At 58.5% G+C, this 25,396-nt stretch carries 15 protein-coding genes; 8 read left to right on the forward strand and 7 right to left on the reverse strand.

What is annotated here, in order from left to right:
* The first annotated feature begins 79 nt into the window (after positions 1-79).
* The gene (locus tag VGC33_RS06310; protein WP_331119902.1) at positions 80-1,225 is read left to right on the forward strand and encodes a MalY/PatB family protein; all 1,146 of its coding nucleotides are present in this window, start codon (positions 80-82) and stop codon (positions 1,223-1,225) included.
* Here the strand turns inward: VGC33_RS06310 and VGC33_RS06315 are convergent.
* Positions 1,222-1,794 carry a VOC family protein gene (locus VGC33_RS06315; protein WP_331119903.1) on the reverse strand — a complete coding sequence of 191 codons (573 nt, stop codon included), beginning with the start codon at positions 1,792-1,794 and terminating at the stop codon, positions 1,222-1,224. The two genes, VGC33_RS06310 and VGC33_RS06315, sit on opposite strands and share 4 nt — an antisense overlap.
* Positions 1,795-2,448: 654 nt before the next feature.
* Between VGC33_RS06315 and argS the strand changes: the two genes are divergently transcribed.
* The gene (gene argS / locus VGC33_RS06320; protein ID WP_331119904.1) at positions 2,449-4,179 is read left to right on the forward strand and encodes an arginine--tRNA ligase; all 1,731 of its coding nucleotides are present in this window, start codon (positions 2,449-2,451) and stop codon (positions 4,177-4,179) included.
* Positions 4,180-4,228: 49 nt separating this feature from the next.
* Here the strand turns inward: argS and murJ are convergent, their stop codons facing one another.
* The 4 genes from murJ to rimJ all read right to left on the reverse strand — a co-directional run bounded on the left by murJ (position 4,229) and on the right by rimJ (position 16,499).
* Positions 4,229-5,764, reverse strand: a complete 1,536-nt coding sequence (gene murJ / locus VGC33_RS06325; protein ID WP_331119905.1) for a murein biosynthesis integral membrane protein MurJ — start codon at positions 5,762-5,764, stop codon at positions 4,229-4,231.
* Positions 5,765-5,977: 213 nt separating this feature from the next.
* Entirely contained in the window at positions 5,978-14,521 is an 8,544-nt protein-coding gene (locus tag VGC33_RS06330) for a glycoside hydrolase family 94 protein (protein ID WP_331119906.1), read from the reverse strand.
* 415 nt (positions 14,522-14,936) lie between these two features.
* On the reverse strand, positions 14,937-15,890 hold the full coding sequence (locus tag VGC33_RS06335; protein ID WP_331119907.1) for a Gfo/Idh/MocA family protein: 954 nt from the start codon (positions 15,888-15,890) through the stop codon (positions 14,937-14,939).
* Positions 15,891-15,914: 24 nt separating this feature from the next.
* The gene (gene rimJ / locus VGC33_RS06340; protein WP_331119908.1) at positions 15,915-16,499 is read right to left on the reverse strand and encodes a ribosomal protein S5-alanine N-acetyltransferase; all 585 of its coding nucleotides are present in this window, start codon (positions 16,497-16,499) and stop codon (positions 15,915-15,917) included.
* 281 nt (positions 16,500-16,780) lie between these two features.
* On the opposite strand from rimJ, the gene mdtH reads away from it, so the two are divergent.
* The 3 genes from mdtH (at position 16,781) to VGC33_RS06355 (ending at position 19,479) form a co-directional block, all read left to right on the forward strand.
* On the forward strand, positions 16,781-17,986 hold the full coding sequence (mdtH, locus tag VGC33_RS06345) for a multidrug efflux MFS transporter MdtH (RefSeq protein WP_331119909.1): 1,206 nt from the start codon (positions 16,781-16,783) through the stop codon (positions 17,984-17,986).
* Between the two features lie 105 nt (positions 17,987-18,091).
* On the forward strand, positions 18,092-18,739 hold the full coding sequence (gene grxB, locus VGC33_RS06350; protein WP_331119910.1) for a glutaredoxin 2: 648 nt from the start codon (positions 18,092-18,094) through the stop codon (positions 18,737-18,739).
* Positions 18,740-18,903: 164 nt separating this feature from the next.
* A complete protein-coding gene (locus VGC33_RS06355; protein ID WP_331119911.1) occupies positions 18,904-19,479 on the forward strand; it encodes a lipoprotein in 576 nt (191 codons plus the stop codon).
* 56 nt (positions 19,480-19,535) lie between these two features.
* Here VGC33_RS06355 and VGC33_RS06360 read toward each other — a convergent pair whose 3' ends face one another.
* Complete coding sequence (locus VGC33_RS06360; RefSeq protein ID WP_331119918.1) at positions 19,536-20,087, reverse strand: TorD/DmsD family molecular chaperone; 552 nt, start codon at positions 20,085-20,087, stop codon at positions 19,536-19,538.
* A gap of 75 nt (positions 20,088-20,162) precedes the next feature.
* On the reverse strand, positions 20,163-21,104 hold the full coding sequence (locus VGC33_RS06365; RefSeq protein WP_331119912.1) for a 2-hydroxyacid dehydrogenase: 942 nt from the start codon (positions 21,102-21,104) through the stop codon (positions 20,163-20,165).
* 964 nt (positions 21,105-22,068) lie between these two features.
* On the opposite strand from VGC33_RS06365, the gene VGC33_RS06370 reads away from it, so the two are divergent.
* From VGC33_RS06370 to VGC33_RS06380, 3 genes are all read left to right on the forward strand, one after another.
* Positions 22,069-22,881 (forward strand): winged helix-turn-helix domain-containing protein, encoded by an 813-nt coding sequence (locus VGC33_RS06370; RefSeq protein ID WP_331119913.1) that lies wholly within the window; start codon positions 22,069-22,071, stop codon positions 22,879-22,881.
* 343 nt (positions 22,882-23,224) lie between these two features.
* The gene (locus VGC33_RS06375; protein WP_331119914.1) at positions 23,225-24,547 is read left to right on the forward strand and encodes a flippase; all 1,323 of its coding nucleotides are present in this window, start codon (positions 23,225-23,227) and stop codon (positions 24,545-24,547) included.
* Positions 24,516-25,364: an ATP-grasp fold amidoligase family protein gene (locus tag VGC33_RS06380; protein ID WP_331119915.1), complete on the forward strand. Its 849-nt coding sequence runs from the start codon at positions 24,516-24,518 to the stop codon at positions 25,362-25,364. Before VGC33_RS06375 ends, VGC33_RS06380 begins: the two co-directional genes overlap by 32 nt.
* Positions 25,365-25,396 lie beyond the last annotated feature (32 nt).

The raw sequence follows: 25,396 nt of genomic DNA on the forward strand, positions 1-25,396 counted from the left end.
ACCCCAGGATAACAGGCAATCAAAACTCGGGCCCAGGTCAGCCGCGCTAATTTCTTATTTATCACCCAAGGAAACAACTATGGCATTCAACTTTGACGAAAGTATCGACCGACGTCACAGCGACAGTTATAAATGGCAAAAGTATGGCGGTCGGGACATCATTCCCCTATGGGTGGCGGACACCGATTTTCGATCTCCTCCCTGTATTATAGAAGCTTTGCACGCGCGCGTGGATCACGGCGTGTTCGGTTACGGCGCGCCTCCCGCCGAGCTTGCCGCGCTGTTTGTCGAACGCATGTTCAAACGTTATCAATGGCGCGTCAAACCCGAATGGTTGGTTTTTTTGCCGGGATTGGTTAGCGGCCTTAACCTGGCGGTGCGCACGGCTACCCAGGCGGATCGCGGCGTGGTGATCCCGGCGCCGATCTATCCGCCGTTTCGCTCGGCGGCGCGCGGCGCCGGGCGCGGCCTGCGCCTGGCGCCGATGGTCCTGGCGCAGGATCGCTGGTGCGTGGATCTGGCGGCGATCGAGCCGGAAATGGACGGTTCCGAGCAGTTGCTGATGTTATGCAATCCCCATAATCCGGGCGGCACCGTTTACCGGCGCGAAGAGCTGGAACGGCACCTGGCGTTTGCCCGGCGCCACGACCTGCTGGTGTGTTCCGATGAAATCCACTGCGATCTGCTGCTGGAGCCGGGAGTGGCGCATATCCCGTTCGGATCGCTTGGCGAGGATGCCGAACAGAGTTCCATTACGCTGATGTCTCCCTCCAAATCCTTTAACATCGCCGGCCTCGGCGCCTCGCTGGCCATTATCCCCAATGCGCGGCTGCGTATGAAATTTATCGCCCAGCGCAGCGGCATCGTGCCGAATGTGGATGTGCTGGCTTATGTGGCCGCCACCGCCGCCTGGCGCGACGGCCAGCCCTGGCTGGAGGAGCAGCTCGACTACCTGCGCGGCAACCGCGATTGGCTGGCCGCGCGCATCAATACCCTGCCGGGGTTAAGCATGGCGACGCCGCAAGCCACCTATCTGGCCTGGATCGATGCCGGCGGGCTGGGCGTGGACAATCCACAGCGGTTTTTCGAGCAGGCGGGCGTCGGTCTTTCCCCCGGCGCGGATTTTGGCGACGCCCGGTTTGTCCGGCTGAATTTTGGCTGCCCGCGCGCCCTGCTGGCGCAGGCGGTGGAGCGTATGGAACAGGCGGTACAAGATCTTGGCTAGCGCTCACCGGTCGCCTCGTCGCTCAGAATGTCGCGCAGGCTGTAGGGGTGGAACTTAATCGTCACCCGGCCGTCGGTGACCGCAAGCGTCGGATTGGGCAAACGTTCGCCCGCCGCCGCGGGCGCGCTGTGTTTCACGCTGATGTCGGGCGCCGCCAGGGCGGAGTCCGACAGCAGCGCCAGCGCCCGCCGCGCAAGCGTAGCCGGCGGTCCGGGCAGGACGATTTCGATATGCTCCCAGCCCTCATGGGGATAACGGCGCTGCCCCGGCCAGGGCAGTTCCACACAATCGATGCGCAGCGCTCCGAGGGCAATGGGCGAGGGCAGCGCGAACAGCGCAATGGCGCGCCCGTTGAAGTCGTTTTTTTTCAGGCAACGCGCGCATTGCTTCCAGCCGTCAAACCAGCGCCGCGCCGTGTCCTCCTGATGGCAGCGCAGCGCGATATGATCGATATGATAGTCGGTGAGCGTCAGGCCGAGACGCGTGGCCAGCCCCGCCAGATGCTGTTGAAAACAGGCGAGGTCATCGAGGAGATCCGCTAATTGCGGCACGGCGGTCCAATTCATCATAATTACCTTAATTAACGCTCCGTAACGCCCGCCCAGTCAATTAACGCACGCGGGAAAAGATTTTTTTTATTACATAACTTAATGTTTCTTTAATGATAATTACTGAAAATTAATATTCAATTAAACTTACCCCATTGACGGCAATCGTTAGCGCCGCTTATGCCATTTTCAACAATGAACTTTAAATGCTCAGTATTATCTTAAAGCGCTTCTCATGCATTGTATACGCCGGGTAATTACGTTACTTTCATGATTGATATTACTCTGAGTATATATAATTATGATGTTATTAACATTGTGCATAATACTTGTTGTTATTGCGATATTTTCAATACTTCAACATTTACGTACCAGGAATCGCAATCAGCTGGGCGCGTCCAGAAAATCGCGCAATCGTTAACCCGCCGCCTGCTCTACCCGGGCGCATTGACCTATTTTAACCTCTTGCCTATCTACCCTACCGTCTTTACTTTACACCGACCAGGCCGGTCATACTGACTCGAGACGCCGATTATGGTATAAGCGGTGTTTCTTTTACTTTTTCGACCCTCGCCAAGGCATGCATCCGCCGCCGCGCGCGGTCGGCTTTTCAGGTAGCCGGAAACACGGGGCGGCGTTCCTCCCGGGTCCGGCGTTAGTAAGAAAGGTATTACGGTGAATATTCAGGCTCTTCTTTCAGATAAAGTCAGTCAGGCGTTGACGGCCGCCGGCGCGCCGGCGGCGAGCGAAGCGCAGGTGCGCCAGTCCGCCAAGCCGCAGTTCGGCGATTATCAGGCCAACGGCGTCATGTCGGTTGCCAAAATCCTCGGCATGCCGCCGCGCCAGCTGGCGGAAAAGGTGGCGTCGCTGCTGGATCTCGACGGCATTGCGGCAAAAATCGACATCGCCGGACCGGGTTTTATCAATATCTTCCTGGACCGGGACTGGCTCGCGCTCCAGGCCGAAGCCGCGCTGGATTCACCGCGGCTTAATATTACCCCGGTTGATCCCCAGACCATCGTGGTGGATTACTCCGCCCCGAACGTGGCCAAGGAAATGCACGTCGGCCACCTGCGCTCCACCATTATCGGCGACGCGGCGGTGCGCACGCTGGAATTCCTCGGCCATAAGGTGATTCGCGCCAATCACGTGGGCGACTGGGGCACCCAGTTCGGCATGCTGATAGCCTACCTGGAAAAGATCCAGTCGCGCGGCGAGCCGGAAATGCAGTTATCCAGCCTGGAAGAATTTTACCGCGCGGCGAAAAAAACCTATGACGAAGACGCCGCTTTCGCCGAGCGCGCGCGCGGCTACGTGGTCAAACTGCAGGGCGGAGACGAGTACTGCCGGCAGATGTGGCGCAAGCTGGTGGATATCACCATGGCGCAAAACCAGCGGGTCTACGATCGCCTGAACGTGACGCTGACCCGCAAGGACGTCATGGGCGAGAGCCTGTATAATGATATGTTGCCGGGCATCGTCGCCGATCTGAAGGCCAAGGGGCTGGCGGTGGAGAGCGACGGGGCCACCGTGGTTTACCTGGAAGAGTTCCGCACCAAGGAAGGCGAGCCGATGGGTGTCATCATCCAGAAGAAAGACGGCGCCTACCTGTACACCACCACCGATATCGCCTGCGCCAAATACCGTTACGAAACGCTGAAGGCCGACCGGGTGCTGTATTATATCGATTCCCGCCAGCATCAGCATCTGCTGCAGGCCTGGGCCATAGTGCGCAAGGCCGGTTATGTGCCGCAGTCCGTTCCCCTTGAGCACCATATGTTCGGCATGATGCTCGGCAAAGACGGCAAACCCTTCAAAACCCGCGCCGGCGGCACCATCAGGCTTGCCGATCTGCTGGACGAGGCGCTGGAACGCGCACGCCGGCTGATTGCGGAAAAAAATCCGGCCATGACGCCGGACGAACTGGAAACCCTGGCGCGGGTGGTGGGGATTGGCGCGGTAAAATACGCCGACCTGTCCAAAAGCCGCACGACCGACTATATCTTCGATTGGGACAATATGCTGGCCTTCGAGGGCAATACCGCGCCTTATATGCAGTATGCCTATACCCGGGTGGCGTCGGTGTTCAAACGCAGCGGCCTGGATGAGCGGCAGCTCACGGCGCCCATAAAACTTCTGGAGGAACAGGAAACGCTGCTGGCGGCGCGCCTGCTGCAGTTCGAGGAAGCCCTCACCGTCATGGCGCGCGACGGCACGCCGCATGTGATGTGTACCTACCTGTACGATCTGGCGGGGCTGTTCTCCAGTTTCTACGAGCATTGCCCGATCCTGAACGCCGATTCCAACGGCATCTTGCAAAGCCGGCTGAAGCTGGCGCTGCTGACCGCCAGAACCCTCAAGCAGGGCCTGGAGATGCTGGGCATCGAGACCGTCGAACGGATGTAGCCAAGATAGCCGGAAACACCGCGCCCTGACCCGCCGGCGCGGTGTTTTATTAACTGACCGAGCGGGCGAAATCCCGCAGGCGAAATCCCAGCGCCGCCAGGGTGGCGAAATAGACCACCACGCCCACCGCCACCACCAGCGCCAGACGCAGCAGCCTGGCCAGCATCGTGCCCTGCGCCCAATCGGGCATAACCCACAGCATGCCCAGCAGCGCCGCCGCCATCAACGCCACCGCGATAACCAGGCGCGCCAGAAACGCCAGCCAGCCCGGCTGCGGCTGGAACATGTTCTTCTTACGTAATTGCCAGTACAGCAAACCGGCGTTCAGGCAGGCGGCCAGGCCGATGGACAGCGACAGGCCGGCATGCTTAAGCGGGCCGATAAACGCCAGGTTCATCAGCTGCGTCATGATTAACGTTACGATAGCCACCTTGACCGGCGTCTTGATGTCCTGGCGCGAATAAAATCCCGGCGCCAGCACCTTTACCATGATAAGGCCAATCAATCCCACCGAGTACGCCATCAGCGCCCGTTGCGTCATGGCGGCGTCAAACGCGGAAAACCGCCCGTACTGAAACAGCGACACGGTAAGCGCTTTCGCCAGAATGCCCAGCGCCACGGCGCTCGGCAACGCCAGCACAAAACACAAACGCAGCCCCCAGTCCATCAGCCGGGAATATTCCTCATGGTTGCCGCTGGAGAAGCTCCTGGCGAGCGAAGGCAGCAAAATGGTGCCCAGCGCCACGCCCAGCACCCCCGAGGGAAACTCCATCAGGCGATCGGCGTAATACATCCAGGACACCGAACCGGACACCAGGAACGAGGCGAAAATGGTGTTGATGATCAGGGAAATCTGGCTGACGGACACGCCCAGGATCGCCGGCCCCATCAGGCGCAGCACCCGCCAGACGCCCGCATCCTTAAACTGGATGCGCGGCATCACCAGCATGCCGATTTTTTTCAGGTGCGGCAGTTGATAACCGAGCTGCAGCACGCCGCCCACCACCACCGCCCAGGCCAGGGCCAGCACCGGCGGATGAAAATGCGGCGCGGCGAACAGCGCGAATCCGATCATGCTGACGTTCAGCAGCGTCGGGGCAAACGCCGGCACCGAAAAGCGGTTCCAGGTATTGAGGATGGCGCCGGCTAGCGACGCCAGCGATATCAACAGGATATAAGGGAAGGTAATGCGCAGCAGTGATGACGTCAGGATAAATTTATCCGGCGTATCGGTAAAGCCCGGCGCGGTGACCATGATAACCCAGGGAGCGGCCAGCATGCCGGCAAGCGTAACCACGGCCAGCGCCAGGGTCAGCAGGCCGGCGATATAAGCGATAAAAGTACGGGTGGCTTCCTCGCCCTGCTGGGTTTTATATTCGGCCAGGATCGGCACGAACGCTTGGGAAAACGCGCCCTCGGCAAAAATACGCCGCAGCAGATTGGGCAGCTTAAAGGCGACGAAAAAGGCATCGGTCGCCATGCCGGCGCCGAAAATGCGCGCGACGATCGCATCGCGGGCAAAACCCAGCACCCGCGAGAACATCGTCATGGAACTGACCGCGGCCAGTGATTTCAATAAATTCATGGAGTTATTTTTCTACAGCGATGGGATACCGGGGGAGGATGGTACATCGTTGCCCCCGCCGGCATCCTTATCCTTTTATAAGTGCGCTTAGTCTACCCTGACTTCAGGAAATCGCTACTGCGAGTTGTTACGCGGCGTAAGGCGGCCTGCGGCGAGCCGTGGCGCCTTAGGCCGCGGGCGGCGGAAACTTCTCCGTCCCCGGGCGGCGTCGCGCTATAATTTCAGCACCAGGTGATGCGTTCCCCCGTCGAGGGGCGCGCGCGCCTGCCGGCCGGTCAACGCCAGCGGCGCGTCGTTAAGCTTCGCTTCGCTCACTCCGCGCGGATACAGGCCGCTATTGGTGACCTCAATGGTGAAACGGGTACCCAATACCTGAACTTCAGCGTCGAATCCCGGCCAGCCGGAGGGCAGGCACGGATCGATAATCAAGACCTCCCCTTCCCGGCGAATACCCAGGATCCCTTCCACCCCGGCGCGATACATCCAGCCGGCCGAGCCGGTATACCAGGTCCAGCCGCCGCGCCCGACATGCGGCGCCACGGAGTACACATCGGCGGCGATAACATAGGGTTCGACCTTGTAACGCGCCACCTGTTCCGGCGTACGGGCGTGGTTGACAGGGTTAAGCAGCGCAAACAGCTCATGCGCCTTATCGCCCTGCTCCAGCCCGACGAAGGCCAGGATCGCCCACATGGCCGCATGGGTATACTGGCCGCCGTTTTCGCGCAATCCCGGCGGGTAGCCCTTGATATAGCCCGGATCGTGCGTGGTTTTGTCGAACGGCGGCGTAAACAGCAGCGCCAGCTTATCCTCGCGGCGGATGAGCAAACGGTCCAGCGCGGCCATCGCCGTCGCCGCGCGCGTGCCGTCGGCTTCCCCGCACAGCACGGACCAGGTTTGCGCGATGGAGTCAATCCGGCACTCATCGTTATCCTTGCTGCCCAGCCAGGTGCCGTCGTCGAAGGTCGCCCGCCGGTACCACTCGCCGTCCCAGGCGTCGCGCTCAATCGATTGGCGCACCGATTCCTTGTGCGCCCGCCACCGCGCGGCGCGCTCAGGCTCGCGGGCCGATACCCAGGGCATAAACAGGTTCAGGGTGCGGATCAACAGCCAGCCCAGCCACACGCTTTCCCCTTTACCCCCTTCGCCGACCCGGTTCATGCCGTCGTTCCAGTCGCCGGTGCCCATCAGGGGCAGGCCGTGCTCGCCGGTCAGTTCCAGGGTTTGTTCCATGGCCTGCACGCAATGCTGGTAAAGCGTCGCGCTCTCGGCGGCCACCATCGGCTGGAAGAAGGCGTCGTGCTCACCCTCCGCCAGACGCGGCCCTTCCAGATAGGGCAGCACTTCGTCCAGTACCGCTTCATCATGGCTGCAGTTGATATAAGTGGCGACGGCAAACGATAGCCAGACCCGGTCATCGGAAATGCGGGTGCGCACGCCCTGGCCGGAATGGGGCAGCCACCAGTGCTGCACGTCGCCTTCCATAAATTGCCGTCCGGCGGCGCGCAGTAAATGGCCCCGCGTCTGCTGCGGCTGCGCGAAGGTCAGCGCCATACCGTCCTGGAGCTGATCGCGAAAGCCATAGGCCCCGCTGGCCTGGTAAAACCCGGAGCGGGCCTGGATACGACAGGCCTGGGTTTGATACAGTAGCCAGCCGTTGAGCATGATATCCATGGCGGGATCCGGCGTGGTGACCTGTATCGCTCCCAGTCGCTGTTGCCAGTGGCTGGTCACCTCCGCCAGCACCGCGTCCAGATCGGCGGCGCGGTAACGTTCGATCAGGCGGCGAGCGCTTTCAGCCGAGTCGCTCTGGCCGATAAACCAGACCACCTCGATACTCTGGCCCACCCCCACCTCGATATGGGTCTGCAGTACCGTGCAGGGATCGAAGCCCGCGCCGCAGGCCCCGCTCAGACGGCCGCCGTTGACCAGCGCGGCGGGCGCATCCATGGCGCCGTTGCGGCCGAGAAACTCGGTGCGATCGGCGCTGAACGCGTCCTGACGGCCGTCAAGGTCGGCAAACGCCACCCGGCCCTGGAAGGCGGTTCCCCATGAATTCCTTACCAGCACCGCGCCGGTGCTTTCATCATGCTCGCTGATGATAAACGGCGCGGACCCGCTGCGCGAGGTGCCCAGCACCCACTCCACGTAGGCGGAGACGGACAGGTGCAGGGTTTGATCGCTCAGGTTGCGGATGGTCAGCCGGGAGATCTTGATGGCATCTTCCAGCGGCACATACTGCAGCAGTTCAACCGCCGCCTCGAGGGTATTATGCTCGAAGCGGGAGTAGCCGAATCCGTGGCGGGCCAGGTAACGACCGCCATCATTGATGGGATGGACCGTCGGGCTCCACAACGCGCCGGTGATCTCATTGCGGATATACAGCGCCTCGCCGCCGCTGTCCGCCACGGCATCGTTCAGCCAGGGCGTGAGCTGGTTTTCGCGGCTGTTTTGCGCCCAGGTATAACCGGCGCCGCGGGCCGAAACCTGGAAACCAAAGTCCGGATTGGCAATCACATTGATCCAGGGCGCGGGCGGAGAGGTCTGCCCGTCCATCACGATGAGATATTCGCGGCCCTGCCGGGCAAAACCGCCGGTGCCGTTAAAGAACACCAGTTCCGCGGGAATGGGCAGCGCGCCGGGGGTCGGCAGTCGCATCTTGCGCTGCGGCAGCAGGGAGACCTGCGGCAGCTCAAGCAGGGCCAGCTGGGAGCCGATGCTGCCGCGCCGCGCCAGCAGCGCCACCCGCGCCACCGACTGCAACAGCATGCGCGCTTCCTGGCTCATCAGATCCGCGCGCAGGGTATAGACGCCGCCGCGCGAGGCATCGCCGGTATACCGGGGGTGGGACTGGCTGCTGCGCACCGCCGTCTCGATGGCGATTTGCAGATCCTGCAAATAGGACGAAGAGTGTTCATTGATGATCACCACATCGACGCTCAGCAGCTTCATATGCCAATATTCATGGGCGCGCAGCAGTTGCTTGACCTGGGCGATATCCTGGATATCGTCGATACGCAGCAGCACGATGGGCAGATCGCCGGAAATGGACAGCGGCCACAGGCCGGACTGGATGCCGGAACCGCGGATAATGGTGGCTGAAGGCGCGCGGAACCGGGAATCGGCATACAGCAACGGCGCGGCCAGGCGCTGGAAATCGGCCGCTTCCTCGGCGTTGACATCCAGATGGCGCAACTGCACCTGCGCCTGGGTCCAGGCCAGGGTTTTCGCCCGTTTGTAGGCGCTGCGGTCGTGGTGCTTATCAATCAGCTTCATCAGCTCTTCTTCAGACGAGGCCACCAGCGTCCAGTAGGTGACCCTGACCGAGGCGCCCGCCGGTATGCGCACCTGCCGCCGCAGCGAGAAAATCGGATCCAGCACCGTGCCGACGGTATTGGACAGCGGCAGCCGTCCCGTCACCGCGTCGCCATGGGTGGGCGACGATCCTGTGCCGATAAACCGCGCCCGGTCGGTTTCATACTGCGCGTCCGAGAGGCTTTCGCCTTCCACGATCGCCAGATGCGCCGCCCAGACGTGCGGTTCCTGCGGGGTGCGGGTTCGGCGGGTGGCGACCAGCGCGGTAAATTCCGGCAAATAGCGGGTCTGCACAAACATTTTGGCAAACGCCGGATGGGCGGTATCGGCATTGGCGGGCGCCAGCACGATCTCCGCATAGGAGGTCAGTTCAACCTCGCGGGTGCGCCGGCCGCTGTTGGTCAGCATGACCCGGCGCACCTCGCCGTCATCCTCGCCGGAGACCAAAACGTTAAGCGTGGTGGTCAAGGTGCGGTCATGATGGATAAAGGTGGCGTCGTCCTCGCTGAAGATAACCTGGTTAAACGACTTGCCCTTCAACGCCCGGATACGGCGTTCGCTCAGCGAATCCGTTCCCTGGATTTGCAGCCCGGCCGACCAGATCTTGCCGCTGCGCAGATCGCGAAAGCGAATAAATGAACGGCTATCGTCGCGGGTGACGTCCTCGCGCCAGCGGGTAATGGCGATATCGCCCCAACGGCTGTAACCGCCGCCGGAGACGGTGAGCATCACCGCGTAATGGCCGTTGGACACCAGATGGGTAACCGGCGCGCCGGCGGGCAAGGCGGAAAAGCGGCGCTGGGTGAGATAGTCATGGCCGGATTTCGCCACCGCTTTTTTCACTTCCTCAGCGTGCGGTTTGGTCAAGGCCACTTCCCTTGGCATACGCTCTTGCAGCAACAGTTCGCTGGCCTGGATCATCGGCTCGCGATGAAAACGCGCGCGCATGGCGCCGGCCAGCAGGGTATTGTTCAGCGCGACGATGGTCATGCCCTGATGATGGGCCATATAGCTGCGCACGATAGCCACCTTCTGGTTATCCGGCAGCCTGGCGGCGGTAAAGTCCAGCGCTTCGTAAAAGCCGTAATCGCCGCGCGCGCCCATCTCCGCCAGCCGGCGGTAGTTAAGCATCGCGCCGCGCGCGTCCACCATCGACGCCAGGCCGGTGGCGTAGGGGGCGATAACCTGGTTTTGCGCCAGGCCGCGCTGTAGCCCAAGACCCGGCACGCCGAAGTTGGAATATTGATAGGTGAAATCCAAATCGCGCGCGTTATAGGCGGATTCCGACACGCCCCAGGGAATTTTCAGCGAGCGGCCATAGGCCTGCTGATGGGCCACCACGACCCGGTTGGTTTGCTCCAGCAGCGTGCCGGCGGCGGCGCGCATCACCAGCGACGGCATCAGGTATTCGAACATCGACCCTGACCAGGAGATAAGCGCGGCGCCCTTCCCGGACTGGATGGCGGCCCGGCTGAGACGGAACCAGTGGCGCGTGGGAATATCGCCCTTGGCGATGGCGAACAGGCTGGCCAGCCGGGCTTCGGACGCCAGTAAATCATAACAGCTGCTGTCGAGCTGGTTATCGGTAAACGAGTACCCTATGGAGAGCAGCTTACGCTCGTCGTCCACCAGAAAACGGAAGTCCATGCCCAGCGCCAGCGCCCTGGCGCGATCCGCCAGCTGTTGCAGGCGCTCGTTGTAGCTGTCCGCCGCCAGCAGGCGGTCGGCGTTATGGCCGGCGATGCTGGTTTTCAGCGCATCCAGCCAGAACAGCAGCACCGCGTCCGCCGCGCCGTCGTGCGAGGCGTCGTCGGCCGGCTCCGCATCGGGGAAAATATCCAGATCGTGCATCAAGCCGCAGGCCTCGGCGCTTAGCGTGGCAAGCGTCGGCAGCAGGGTATTATCGGGTTGATCCAGGGCCAGCTGGGCGGTGATTTCGTCCAGTAGCGCATCGAGCGGCAGGCCGTCGATTTCAGGGGATTTTTTCAACGCCTGACGGATCAGCAGCAGATGATCCATGACGCCGGCGCGCCAGCCCGGCGCCAGCGGCGCGCAGCGCCACTCCTCGCAGGCGTTGGCCAGGGCGATCAGGTGTCCGGCCAGATTGCCGCTGTCCACCGACGACACATAGGCCGGCGCCAGGGCCTCCAGATTGCGGGTTTCGTACCAGTTGAAAAAGTGGCCGCGGTAACGCTGCAGCTTATCCAGCGACGCAAAGGTCTCTTCCAGCCGGTCAAGCGTCGCGCCGGTGGAGGCCCAGCCGAAATCCCGGGCGGACACCGTCGACAGCAAATACAGTCCGATATTGGTGGGCGAGGTGCGATGCGCAACCACCGGACGGGGTTCCTCCTGGAAGTTATCCGGCGGCAGCATGTTATCCTGCCCGGTGACGAAGGTTTCAAAAAAGCGCCAGGTGCGGCGGCCAATCAGGCGCAGCGCCTGGGCTTCTTTTTCGTTCAGCGCCTCCACGGGCGCAATCACCGGCTCCCGGCTGGCCCATAGCGCCATGAGGGGCGACAGCAGCCATAACAAGGCGAACACGGCGATAAGCGGCCAGTTCAATGGCGCAAGCGTCAGCGCCAGGGCCGCTATCAGCAGGCCGAACAGAATGCCGGGCGCCATTTGCCGGTAAAATCCGCCCAATCCCAGGCGCGGGCTGCCGCCGGTCTGGGCCGAAGTCGTCCATTCCAGCAGCTTGCGCCGGCTGAAAAATACCCGTGATAAGGAGCGGATGATGGCGTCCAGCATTTGCCAGGCGTTGTCGGCTAAAAAAACGATTTGCATCAGGATACGCAGCAGCGCGTAGCGCAAATCGACGGTAACGTTGCGTAAATGCTTGCGCAGCGGGATACGCCGCCGGCGTGGCAGCAAATCGCAGAAAATCGGCAGTAAGGACGGCACGGCGAAGGCGGCGATCAGGCTCAGGATACCCAATGCGGCCGTGGCCGGCGGCAATAGCCAGCACCAGCCGATAGCCAGCAGGCTGAACGGCGCCAGCAGCGAGCGGCGCAGGTTGTCGATCATTTTCCAGCGCCCGACGGGGGGGACCGGGCTGACGCCGCTGCGCCCATTTATTATCCAGGGCAATAACTGCCAGTCGCCGCGCGTCCAGCGATGCTGCCTTTTGGCCACCACGTCGTAGCGGGCCGGCGAGTCTTCCACCAGCTCCACATCGGAGGCCAGGCCGGCGCGGGCGTAAATGCCCTCGAACAGATCGTGGCTGAGCAGCGTGTTTTCCGGAATACGCGCCTCGAGCGCGGCGTCGAAGGCATCCACATCATAGATGCCCTTGCCGGTATAGGACCCTTCGCCGAACAGATCCTGGTAGACATCCGACACCGCCGAGGCATAGGGATCCATGCCGCCCGGCCCCGAGAAGACGCGCTGGTAGACCGAACCGTCGCTGCCTAACGGCAAGGACGGCGTAATACGCGGTTGCAGGATCCCGTAGCCGCTGACGATGCGCTTTTTGCCGGCATCGAATTTCGGCCGGTTAAGCGGATGGGCCATTTTACCCACCAGCAGCAGCGCCGTTTCACGCGGCAGCCGGGTATCGGCGTCCAGGGTAATAACATAACGCACCCCCTCCGGCACCTGGCTGCCCGGCAGGAAGCTGGTATCACGCGCGCCGCGCAGCAAACGGTTCAGTTCATGCAGTTTGCCGCGTTTGCGTTCCCATCCCATCCAGCAGGACTCGCGTTCGTTGTATTGCCGGCGGCGATGCAACAGCAAAAACCGCGCGCCGGCCGGCCCAGCGCCATAGCGCTGGTTCAGCCGGGCGATGCCCTCCCGGGCGCAGTCGATGAGTTCCGCGTCGCCGGGCAGTGTTTCGAGCGGGGCATCCAGACTATCGGAAAGCAGGGCAAAAGTGAGATCGCCCTCGCCGCTGGCCAGGTAATGGACTTCCAGGCGCTCGATTTGCCCGGTGATGTCTTCCTGGTCGGTCAGCAGCACCGGCACCACGATCATGGTGCGCAGCGACGCCGGCACCCCGTCGGTTAACGCCAGGCCGGCCAGCGGCGACGCGCCGAGCCGCCAGTTGACCAACCGGTTGATCAGCGCGCTGGCGGCTTCGCTCAGCGCGGGCAGCGCCAGGATGATAAATACCACCAGGGCGCCGGCGCCGAGACCGGACGCCGCCAGTTTGCTCCCCGCCCAGGCGGCGAGCAGCAGGCTTAGCAAGATAATGGCCCCGCCGTAGCCGGCGATGCCGGGCTCGATGGCCAGGCGGCTGATGCGTAAGCGCCAGGGCGGTTTAAAATCGATGGATTTCTCCAGCCGTCGGCGTCCGCCGGCAATCAGATGATAACCGGGATCGCCGACGCGGGCGATTTCAAGCGGATCGGTCTGGCCGGCCGCGGCCTCATGGGCGGCCACCAGCACCCTGTCCGCGATATCCAGCTCAGTGTATGCCGACCCCCGCGACAGCTGCTCGATGGCGCTGCGGTATAGGTTGCGGGTGGTAAAATTCATTTCGTCGAACGCGCTGTGCCGGCGTAAACGCTCATCCACCAGGCTGATGCTTTCAAACAGCGTCGCCCAATCGATATCCGAGATCAGGCGCATGCTGGTGATGATATTGCGCACCGTGACGTTGGAGGCGCCCAACCGCTGCTGGGCGTTTTGCACAATCAGTTCGATGGAGGAATCCTGCTGGCTGAGCTTGTCCTCCAGCCAGGCCAGTGAGGGCGTGGTGCGGGGATCCTGGTTGCGCAGGCGTTTCGCCAGCTGCGCGGCGAAATGTTCATTGAGCGGCACGGTGTAGCGTGATAAATGCGCACTCTCCATCGCCGCCTGGGCATTACCCTTGGCCAGCAGCTTATTGGCCAGGTCCTCGGCCTCCTGGCGGGCTTTGCGCCCTTCGCTCATCTGATCGGCCAATCGTCGCAAATTTTCGATAAGCACGATGCGCAGGGTAATGGCCACCGCCCATAGTTCCCCGATGGTGAGGGGCTGCACCCGTTGGTAGGCGGCGATAAAACGCTTGAGGTTTTCCGGATCGAAGTGGCTGTCGGTATGGGCGATAAACGCCCAGGCCACGCCGAAGACCCGCGGATAGCCGGCAAACGGCCCCTGCGCCAGCTTGGGCAGCAGCCGGTAGAAACTGGGCGGCAGATCTTCGCGGATTTCGCGGATTTGCGCTTCAACCAGATGATAGTTATCCAGCAGCCATTCGGCGGCCGGCACCACGGTGCGTCCCTTCTCCAGCTCCAGCGCGCTGTCGCGGTAGGCCGCCAGCAAAACCGCCGCGTTATCATTGAGCCGCTGGCGCAGCGGGGAGACCAACGGCGGGCGCTCGGCGATCGCCTGCGCCGCCGCCAGGCTTTCCGCATGCTGTTCCAGGCGTTCCACGCCAAATAATTCTTTCCTGACCGGAGCAGGATCATTCCACGGTGACGAGGCTTCACGAAAACGGTAGATCCCAGCAAGCAATTTTTTCATAGCAGCCTTAACCTGCGGCTTCATGCCACAGGCATTACGAAAATGTTATCGATGCAAAATGCAGCGTAGTGGCGCCGGGGCGCAAAATTTATCGCCGTCATTAACGACATGGCTAAACCCGCCTTGTCACAACGGCGTTACAAACCCTGGAAATAGGCGCTATGCGTTGCGCCTTGAATGGAATGCCCCGAGGGCTGAACAGATATGTAGGAATTCGTGCGGGGGTGGTTATCACCCCCGGGCGCGCCGCCTTGCCGCGCGCCGGTAACGGTTCACTGAATATGGACCATAAACCCCGTTTGCGCCAATCGGCCGGCGTAATAATGCCGGTATCGTCATGGCAAAAGCGGAAAAACCCGCTTTGCCGATGAAAATCCCCGGGGCGGGTTGACGGCGGGATGGGACAGGGGGCGGTTTAACCGCCCGCCAGGCGCTCTATCCAGGCTTGCGCCAGCAGGGCCTGTTCGCCGCTGGTTTCAGGTTGGGTTTGATGAGCCACCGCGGCGATAAAATGCGCCACCGCGCCGGTAAAACCGCGCTGGGTCAGGACCGTTTGCCAGGCGGGGACCGGCAGCTCGCTTATCACCCCCTGGCTTTCGCTGCGCCACACGCGCATTTCCTCAATACGATATACCGCGCCCGCGGTCACCGCGCTTACCGTTTCGGCCTGGCTGCCGGCCTGGCGATGCATACTGGTGGTGATCGCGCAGCCCCGGTGCATAAAATGATGTTCGGCATAGAGCATCTGGCCGGCGGCGTTTTCCCGCAGAATGCCGCCGGTCAGCGTGGGCGCGTCGGCGGCAGGCCCGGTGGCGCCATTCGCGGGCTGCTCCCGCGCGCCGTCGGCAAGCCACAGCGCGGTATCCACCACATGCAGGTAGTCGTCCAGCAGCGTAAAGCGCGTCGCCTCGGGACCGACGCTGTCCAACCGGTGTTTATCCATACGGATCGAGACGGGTTGCCGCATCTGCTGCTTCAGCCGCAGGTAGAGCGGCGCAAAGCGGCGGTTGAAACCCACCATCAGCACCCGTTGTTTCCGGGCAGCCAGGAGAACCAGCCGTTCGGCCTGTTCCAGCGTTTCGGCCAGCGGTTTATCCACATAGACATGCAGGCCCCGCGCCAATAAATGGCTTACCACATCAAAATGCGTGGCGGTGCTGGTATGGACAAACACCGCGTCGCAGCGCTGCGCCAGGGCGTCCAGGCTGGCAAAGCTTTCGATGCGGTAGCCGGCGCACAGCGCGCGCGCCTTGGCCTGGTTGGGCGAAAAGGCCCCCGCCACCGCCCAGTCCCCCCCTTGGCACAACAGCGGCAGGTAGACTTTTTGCGCAATGCCGCCAAGCCCGACGATTCCGATACGCAGTGTCATGGTAAAATGCCCCTTAAGAAAATATTACCGGCCGGATTTCCAGGCGGAATTGGTGAGAGCGGTCAGAACGTGATCGCGCCATTGCCCGTCGATCAGCAGATAGTCCTTGGCATACCCTTCCCGCTCGAATCCCAGGCGTGTCAGCAGATTGCCGCTGCGCTGGTTGTGCGGCATATAATTGGCCATGATGCGGTGCATTTGCTGATGGCGTTGCATATAGCGGATGGCGGCCTGCAGGGCTTCGAACATCATCCCCTGCCCCTGCCACTTTTCCCCCAGCGAGTAGCCGAGAAAACAGGCATGGAACGAACCGCGCAGCACATTGCTGAAATTGGCCACGCCATAGACTTCCGTTTCCTCCGGGTCGAGCAGGATAAAATAGTAGGCGGTTCCCTGCCGGTGCATTTCGGTAATCAATCCCAGCCGGGCCTGCCAGCCCGACGGGAAACAGTGGCTTTCGTCACGCACCGGCTCCCAGGGCTTCAGATATGCCTGGTTGCCGGCGTAATATTCCGCCAGTCGGTACGCATCGCGTTCGTGGACCAAACGCACCACCAGTCTGGCGGTAACCAGTCGCACCTTTGGCGACGCCTGTCGATAGCCAAACATCTTCCCTCCGCTGTCCGGGCAATCAAATAATTTTTACCTTGGGGTCTGGGTTGCGGCGTGTCGCGCGGCAATGACGTAAACCCGGCTGATGTCATCATAATACAATTTCCCGGCGTCAATATTCTGGCCTTAACGCACAAGAAGATGAGCACACACATAAATTACCGTTTCTACTGATATTTTTCGATAAAAAATTATCATCTCCGCCGGACTTTCGTTATGGGCTCATTACGTTCAGAATAAGCGTTCTCGTCAAATGTCTTTATTTTTTGTGGTGAAGCATGTCCTCGGTGTCGCAAGCTCGGAGCTTGGGTAAATATTTTCTGCTTATGGATAATATGTTGGTGGTCCTGGGCTTTTTTGTCGTCTTTCCGCTGATTTCCATCAGGTTCGTCGATCAGCTGGGCTGGGCCGCGCTGCTGGTGGGGATTGCATTGGGGCTGCGTCAGCTTGTCCAGCAGGGCCTGGGTATTTTTGGCGGCGCCATCGCCGATCGCCTGGGCGCCAAGCCGATGATTATTACCGGCATGCTGCTGCGCGCGCTGGGCTTCGCGCTGATGGCTGTCGCCGATCAACCCTGGATACTGTGGCTGTCCTGCCTGCTGTCGGGCCTGGGCGGCACGCTGTTTGACCCGCCGCGCACCGCGCTGGTGGTTAAGCTTACCCGGCCCCACGAGCGCGGCCGGTTCTTTTCGCTGTTAATGATGCAGGATAGCGCCTGTTCGGTGATCGGGGCGCTTATCGGCAGTTGGCTGCTGAAGTACAATTTCCATCTGGTGTGCTGGGCGGGAGCGCTGATGTTTATCCTGGCGGCGCTGTTCAACGCCTGGTGGCTGCCGGCATACCGCATTTCGTCGGTGCGCGCGCCCATGATGGACGGCATGCGGCGGGTGCTTAGGGATCGGCGCTTCGTGACCTACGTGCTGACGTTGACCGGCTATTATATGCTGGCGGTGCAGGTGATGCTGATGTTGCCGATCCGGGTTAACGAAGTGGCGGGACAGCCCGCCGCGGTAAAATGGATGTACGCGATCGAGGCGGTATTGTCCCTGACGCTGCTTTATCCCATCGCCCGCTGGAGTGAAAAGCGCGTCAGCCTGGAAGTGCGGCTTATGGCGGGGCTGCTTATCATGACCCTGAGCCTGTTTCCCATCGGCATGACCGGCAGCCTGCAGATGCTGTTTTGCCTGATCGGCATGTTTTACCTGGGGTCGATCATAGCCGAACCGGCCAGGGAGACCCTGGGCGCATCATTGGCGGACAGCCGGGCCAGGGGCAGCTACCTGGGTTTCAGCCGACTCGGGCTGGCGCTCGGCGGCGCCATTGGCTATAGCGGCGGCGGCTGGTTATACGACGTCGGGCACAGGCTGGATTTTCCCAATCTGCCCTGGATCATGCTGGGCCTTATCGGACTGGCGACCCTGTTCGGGCTGTACCGCCAGTTCCACCGGCGCAGGATTGAGCCGGCGATGCTAAGCGGCCGCTGAGGGTTGGTGCCCGGGCGCCTGTTGTCGCATAATGACTATCAACACCGCGCGGCGCGCCCCGGTATGACGCGCCGCGCTCATTCAACCAGGAGAACATGCCTCATTATGAAACTCTACATTTATGAGCACTGCCCTTTTTGCGTCAAGGCACGGATGATATTCGGCCTGAAAAATATCCCCGTCGGCCTTCAGGTACTCCTTAACGATGACGAGGCCACGCCCATCGGCATGGTAGGCAAAAAAGTCGCGCCGATCCTGCAAAAGGACGACGGCAGCTACATGCCTGAAAGCATGGATATCGTCCATTTCGTCGATACCCACTACGGCAGCCCCCTGGTGACGGGACCAGCCAACCCGGCCATCGGCGCATGGCTTGAAGCCAATCATCCGGTTTCTTATCCACTGGTGTTGCCGCGCAATGTCAACGGCAAGTTTGAAGAGTTCTCCACCCCTGAGGCGCGCGGCTACTTTATCAAGAAAAAGGAAGCCGCCAACGGCAGCTTTGAGGAGCACCTTTCCCATACGCCGGGGCTGGTAAAAAAAATCAATCAGCAGCTGCGCGAGCTTGACCCGCTGATCCAGCGGTCAAACGCCTGTAACGGCGAGTTGTCCGATGACGATTTCCATTTATTTGCCCGCCTGCGTTCCCTGACCATCGTCGCCGGGCTGGAATGGCCGACCCGGGTGGCCGAATACCGCGATAATATGGCCAAGCAGGCCCAGGTCAACCTGCTTAGCAGCGTCGCGCAATAACCACCCTGCCCGCGCCCGGCCGGAACCCGCCGGGCGCCGAGTCATTCCTTTGGCAATTTCAGTTTTTTTGCGGTGCCGGCGCCGTGATCCGGCGCTCCTTACGCCTGGGCAAATCTGTTACCCTTTAACGGGCTGGATCCGCGGCATCGATCGTTGAGGACAGTATGGAAAATCGTTTCACTGCGTGGTTTACGTTGCTTTCCAGCTGCGTGCTGGCCGGCAGTTTATTAAGCGGCTGCAATAATTTAACGCAATACACCATCAGCGAACAGGACGTGAACGCTTATCTGCAAAAACATAACGACTTCAGTAAAGACATCGGCGTTCCCGGCGTGGCCAACGCCCATATCGCGGTGACCAACCTGACAAGCGAAATCGGGCGCGCCGAGCCCAATAAAGTGCGGTTATCCGGTCACGCCATGGTGAATGTCGATTCCCTGTTCGGGTCGCAGCAGGCCGAGGCCACCCTGACGCTGCAGGCACAGCCGTATTATGACAAGTCTCAGGGCGCGGTGTTTCTAAAGGAGATGCGTCTAGTTGATTATCAGGTGCAGCCGGCGAATGTCGACACCACCTTTCGCGCGTTGTCGCCTTATCTTGACCATGCGCTGAAATCCTATTTCGATAACACGCCGGCTTATGTGCTGGATGCCAGTCGGAATAAAAACGAGGCGTTGGTGAAAAAGCTGGCCCAGGGGCTGGAAGTGAAACCGGGCAAGCTGGTGATTCCGTTTGGGTGAAACCCATGGGCTTATGCCAGCTTGACCCGTCTGGTGCGGGAACTGCGATGGCGGGCTTAGGCGGTCGGGGTTTCGTCCAGTTCTTCGCGCAGCGCCTCGAGGGCTTCGCGGGAGACTATCGCCAGCGCCCGGTAAAAATCGCCGGTGGCGCAGGCCTCGACCTTAGCTAAAAAGCCATCGCTCCAGGGCAGCAGAAAGCGGTCGAACAGCTGGCGCTGCGCCAGGGTTTCATCTAATCGGGCGTGGTCTTCCAGCCACGAACCGGCCAGCAGCAAAGCGCCGAAATGATCGGCCGGGCCGTCGCCGGCCGGCATGCCCAGCTGTTGCAGGAACGCGCCGACCTCGCCCGCATCCGCCGCCAGCCACGCGGAGCGCAGCGGCGAGACCATGGCCTCGTCCCCGGCGAACAGCCGCGCGTATTGCCCGGCCAGCGCCGTGGGATCGCAGCTTTGCTGCAGGCGGGCCAGCAGGGCATCTTGTTCCAGCGGCCAGTGGGCCGCCAGCTTGCCCTCGCCGATAAGCGCCATCAGCGGCGCCAGCGTGGCATCCTGCGGCTGCCGGTAAAATAACGTTCCCAGCACCCGGCAAACCATGGAAAAATCATTCATCATTTATATCCGTGTTAATTAGCAAGGTAAAACCGGCGCCGACCTTGGCATAAAACGGCCGCGGATGCAATGGCGTCAATACCCGTTCGGGCGATCCACCCGGCCGAGCGGCGTTTGTCCGGCCTCGATGCGCCGTATATTATCCGCAATGCTGTCCATGGCCAGGGGCGGCAGCGTCGTGGCGGCAATATGCGGGGTCAGGGTAATACGTGGCGCGGACCAGAAGGGATGGTCGCGCGGCAGCGGCTCCTGCCGGCAGACATCAAGCGTCGCCGCGGCGATGTGTCCCCGCGCCATGGCGTCAAGCAGGTCGCGTTCGATCAGATGGGCGCCGCGGGCAATATTAATGATATACGCGCCGCGATTGAGACGCGCAAACAGCGCGATATTGAGGAAACCCGCGGTCTGCGGCGTATTCGGCAGCAGGTTGACCAAAACCTGAACGCCGCTGAGAAACGCGCCAAGACTTGCCTCGCCGGCAAAACCGGCCACTCCCGGGATAGGCTTCGTCCGCCGGCTCCAGCAACGCACCGGGAAGCCCAAGCCACGCACCGCCATCGCCACTTTACCACCCAGTACCCCTGCGCCGGCGACGCCGACGACAAAAGTGTCCCGCGCGGGCAACGCCAGCTCTTGCCATTCCCCCAGGCTTTGTTGCCGGTCGTACTCATCCAGGCGCCGGTAGTAGCGCAGCACCGCGGCGACGGTATACTCGACCATTTGCTGCGCCATGCCGGCATCCTCCAGCCGCAGCAGCGGTACAGACTCCGGCAGCATGTCAGGATGCAAACGCACCTGATCCATCAACGCATCCACCCCCGCGCCAAGGACAAACACGCCCTTAAGCCCTGAACGGCCTGCCAGCATGCCGTGGGGAGGGTGCCAGACCACGGCATAATCGGCCGGCAGGCTATCGCCCTCCCGCCACGGCCTGATATCAGCGCCGGGCAACCGCCGCCGCAGGCCATCGATCCAAACCGCCGGGTTTTCCTGCGGGTGATAAAAAATGATCCTCATTAATGAAAATCCTTTCATCGTCAGTTTTATTTCACTCTTTGGCATTCAACATACCGTCAGCACAGGCAAAGCACAATCTTCGCCAGGATGAGCGTCCCGGCGGGCAAATTGGCGACACATGCTAAAAATTGCAATAGCTTATGATAGCGCCGCGGCATATAGTCACTTTTCACCAGCATTTAACATTTTGTGCTCTATTGCCTTTACTTATGCCACCCAGTTAAGGAGTTTTAAACATAAAAAAGCCTCCTGGTAAGAACTAATTAGTGAAATCGTTCAGATTTTCCTCAGACAATGACTGATGGAAATCGTAATACAAAACTTTTCCAATTCTCTTGTGAAAAGATGTAAGCAACGGCTATTTTTTTTGCTGCAGGCCGCATCCGGCCGCGGTATTCATAAGGAAGTGATAATGAATAATTATTCAAGATCGCCGCGCTTACGGGTTCTAATACAAATCAACGTCCTGATATCTCGGCCCTATTGTGAAGGTAGCGGGAGGTGATATCGGCATCGATACCGCCCATAGCCGATAGCAGGAACTTTTTTTCCTGGTCATGGGGGCGCTTAACAATCTGGGTATTTACAACTAAAAGTTTAAAATTCGCGCGCATCTATTCTCCTGGCGATTCAAGTGAAACAATGAAATTTTATAAAAAATGGACAGTACCCATGCAAATAATTGGGTTTTGTAATTTCACTTGCGCAAAATGGCCTGATTTGATGTTTTTAAATTCAGATTTATTACCATCGCGACTTTTCACGTCTCGTCTATTGTTTATAGGAACCTAAGAACGTCAAACATAAACATCGGGTAGGGAGGAAGCCATGAGCAGGTGAAGGTATGATGAAAATAATAAAATATCAGGCAGTTGCCCATTATAAATTTTAAAATTTTATGATTACGTGTAACTTGCGGATCAGCGATACGATAAGAAAAAAAATACTATTGAGGTATTTGGAGATGAAACTTACACAACCCATCACGATCAATCATCTTGATGTAAAAATTGCGCCCAACATCCATAACCGACTTCGCTGGAAAGAGTATCAGATACTTAATTTATTAATCCAGAATTCGCCGGCGGCGGTTACGCGCGCCGAATTGGTCAACCAGATATGGAAAGGAACATATTGTTCAGATTCAACCATTAACCAAACGATAAAATCCATCCGGCAGAAGCTGGGGGATGATAACCACGACATTATCAAAACAATACCGCGTATAGGCTATGTTATCGAAGAAAAACAGATGGTTAATATCTTTTTCAACCCACAATCCATCGATGAGCCCGCCGCGCCGGAGCCGGTAAAGCCACGGGAAGCGCCGTCACCCGCGGCTGAGTTGGCCTTAGAGCAGGGTATCCAGAATGCGTCCGGCAACGATGAAGCGTTTTATGAGCAGCTCACATGGTCATTACCGCCGCCGTCGAGAATAACAAAAACCATTAACAGAACCACAGCGAATAGATCGAGTTCGTTTAAAAATGTGTCTTACGCCTCGGCGGCGCGGCTTCTGCAAACAAAAAATAAAATCATATTGGCAATTGTCGCTTTTTTTATTTTATCCCCTTTGATAATGTATGTATTTTCAACGATTAAGCTCCCTTTTGCCTCATATGCCCTGGAACTGGCCCGGTTCAATAAGGTTACCGCGGTGACCCTGACGTGCCCATTGGGATATAACAGCTCTTCCAGCGATGCGTTTGCCTGTAAAAACCTGACGGTAAAATTTGACGGTGTGGCTTTTGATTGTCAGTCTTTAGGGGCTAAATAACACCTTGCGTTCTTGAAACTGTCGTTACCCTTTTCCTTGCAAGCCCGAATTACCATTCGGGCTTTTTTTTTGCAAAAAAAACGGCATTTGCAGCCCCATGTGAAATGAAATTTTTTATAAAAAGACCTGCTGCGGCGACACATTTTAGTTTCATGAAACTGAATTCATAACTTCAAAATGATTTTACTTTATTTTATTTGCAGATAAAGGTATTTAGCTCTATTTTTCAGTTATTCGATAAATTTATATTTCGGAAACGTGCCGGTAACTTTCATGTGATCAATGTTTAAACGCGACATCGACATTACTTTTTTTTCAAAACAGTTTTTAATCGCAGAGGAACATGAGAGCTATAATCTATAATTCATTGTGGATCATACTTGAGAAATTTTGCTTTGCCGGCGCGGGCATCATTTCAGCAATGTATACAGCCCGCTACCTTGGGCCCGAAAATTTCGGGACGTTAAGTTATCTGGTGTCTATTATTGCTTTGATATTACCTTTTATACAGCTAGGCAGTGACAATATTTTATTTAATCGCATAGCAAAAAAACCGCACAGCGGCTTGAATCTGATGGTGGCCTCTCTGCGGATAAAGTTTCTGATGTTTATTGTTTTTAGTATCGGATTGCTTGGCTGGGCTTATTATACTTTGCCACGGGAACACTTCAAAATTCTGTTGTTTTTATTACTGGGTACATTTTTTACCTTACGGGATATCTACAAGCTATATTATGACGCCACTCTGGCGTCCAAGATTAACCTGATTATCAACAACACGGCGCTGGTGATATTTGTTGCGACTAACCTGCTATTTGTTTGGCTGCACTTGAGCCTGGTATGGTTTGCGGTTTCCCTGGCGGGCAGAAGTTTTATCCCCTATGTCGTGCGTAGAATACTGTTTCATCGGGACCAGCGAACTAAGGGGTTCCATTATAAAAGAAAGCTGAAGGCCAAATACAGTCGCTTTTATAATATCTATTTACTGAAGGTGGGTCTTCCCCTGGCGGTATCGAGTTTGTCCATCGTGATCTATACCCGTATCGATCAGATCATGCTGGCGAATTTCATCGGTTACCATGCGGTGGGTATTTATGGCGCGGCTCTGGCGATAAGCGGGGGATGGGTACTGGTTCCCATGGCGCTGATTACCTCGTTTATGAGCACCATCGCCAGCGAGCGCGATGCCGTTAAGGCGGCTGACCGGGCGCGCATGCTTTACATGATAACCCTGGCGCTGTGCGCGCCGGTGATTATAGTTTTATGTTTTTTTAGCCACGATATCATACAGTTAGTTTATGGTGCCGCCTATAAAGACTCGGCGTCCATTCTGTTGATATGTGCATTGACATCCCTTTGCAGCGTATTGGGCACCATCTCGTATCGGATAATAATAATGCACTCCGGCTATCATTTTGTCGCATTAAAGATGCCGGTTATCGCATTACTGAATATAGGACTTAATTATCACTTTATTCCCCTGTTCGGCATAAAGGGAGCGGCGCTATCGACATTATTATCCGAAGCCGTATCGCTATTAGTACTCAATGCGTTGTTCAAAAAAGGGTTAGTCACTAGCCAGATGTTCAGTGCCTATAAAAGTATTCCAAAATTTATAATCGAGGTGCAAAACTATGTTAAATCCACTCGTCAGGCAAGCCTCTAAGTTGCTGCCGGATTCCCTGTATCATCAATTGAAATACGTGCGTGTATTCAAAAAATGGCCGAACATTTCCCAACCCACCACCTTTAGCGAAAAAATCACCATCCGTAATTTTCGGCCGAAACCGATCTATACCAATCTGGCCGATAAATATCTGGTGCGGGACTATATCGCCAACACCATTGGTGAAAAATACCTTATTGAACTGCACGCCGTGTTCGATGAACTGACGGAAGACATTTATGCCGCCCTGCCGCAGGCGTTTGTCATCAAGGCCAACCATGGCTCCGGTTTTAATTTAGTGGTACATGATAAAGCGGACACCACATTTGCCCAGCTCAGCGCGTTAACCCGCTTCTGGACCAAGACCAACTATTATAAAACCAGCCGGGAACGTCATTATAAACAAATCCAGCCCCGTATCCTGGTGGAGCACCTGCTGCAGGACGATGGACATATCCCCAACGATATCAAATTCCACTGTTTTAATCAGCAGGGCGAGATGCATATTTTCATCCAGGTCGATTACGACCGTTATGGGCTGCATCGCCGGGACGTATTCGATACGGATTGGCGCAAGACGGATATCAGGATGGGACTGCCGAACAACGCAACGCCCATGCCCGCGCCCAAGAACCTGCCGGAAATGGTGGGACTGGCGAAACGCCTGGCGGCGGATTTTAATTACGTCCGGGTGGATTTTTATGAAGCCGACGGTAATGTGTATTTTGGCGAGTTAACCTTTACCCCCGGCGGCGGCCTGTGCAAAATGTACCCTGAAGGCGTGCAGCATCAGTGGGGCAGTTTTTTCACCGAGTGACACCAGTGGCCTTGGCAAGTGAGATCATAACC

This window comes from Acerihabitans sp., from assembly GCF_036398755.1.
In the GTDB taxonomy this organism is placed as follows: Bacteria; Pseudomonadota; Gammaproteobacteria; order Enterobacterales; family Enterobacteriaceae; genus Acerihabitans.

Excerpts from the sequence above, each read along its gene's own strand:
- VGC33_RS06310 (WP_331119902.1), top strand. The coding sequence starts at position 80 with ATGGCATTCAACTTTGACGAAAGTATCGACCGACGTCACAGCGACAGT.
- VGC33_RS06315 (WP_331119903.1), bottom strand. The coding sequence starts at position 1,794 with ATGATGAATTGGACCGCCGTGCCGCAATTAGCGGATCTCCTCGATGAC.
- murJ (WP_331119905.1), bottom strand. The coding sequence starts at position 5,764 with ATGAATTTATTGAAATCACTGGCCGCGGTCAGTTCCATGACGATGTTC.
- VGC33_RS06330 (WP_331119906.1), bottom strand. The coding sequence starts at position 14,521 with ATGAAAAAATTGCTTGCTGGGATCTACCGTTTTCGTGAAGCCTCGTCA.
- VGC33_RS06335 (WP_331119907.1), bottom strand. The coding sequence starts at position 15,890 with ATGACACTGCGTATCGGAATCGTCGGGCTTGGCGGCATTGCGCAAAAA.
- rimJ (WP_331119908.1), bottom strand. The coding sequence starts at position 16,499 with ATGTTTGGCTATCGACAGGCGTCGCCAAAGGTGCGACTGGTTACCGCC.
- mdtH (WP_331119909.1), top strand. The coding sequence starts at position 16,781 with ATGTCCTCGGTGTCGCAAGCTCGGAGCTTGGGTAAATATTTTCTGCTT.
- grxB (WP_331119910.1), top strand. The coding sequence starts at position 18,092 with ATGAAACTCTACATTTATGAGCACTGCCCTTTTTGCGTCAAGGCACGG.
- VGC33_RS06355 (WP_331119911.1), top strand. The coding sequence starts at position 18,904 with ATGGAAAATCGTTTCACTGCGTGGTTTACGTTGCTTTCCAGCTGCGTG.
- VGC33_RS06360 (WP_331119918.1), bottom strand. The coding sequence starts at position 20,087 with ATGAATGATTTTTCCATGGTTTGCCGGGTGCTGGGAACGTTATTTTAC.
- VGC33_RS06365 (WP_331119912.1), bottom strand. The coding sequence starts at position 21,104 with ATGAGGATCATTTTTTATCACCCGCAGGAAAACCCGGCGGTTTGGATC.
- VGC33_RS06370 (WP_331119913.1), top strand. The coding sequence starts at position 22,069 with ATGAAACTTACACAACCCATCACGATCAATCATCTTGATGTAAAAATT.
- VGC33_RS06375 (WP_331119914.1), top strand. The coding sequence starts at position 23,225 with ATGAGAGCTATAATCTATAATTCATTGTGGATCATACTTGAGAAATTT.
- VGC33_RS06380 (WP_331119915.1), top strand. The coding sequence starts at position 24,516 with ATGTTAAATCCACTCGTCAGGCAAGCCTCTAAGTTGCTGCCGGATTCC.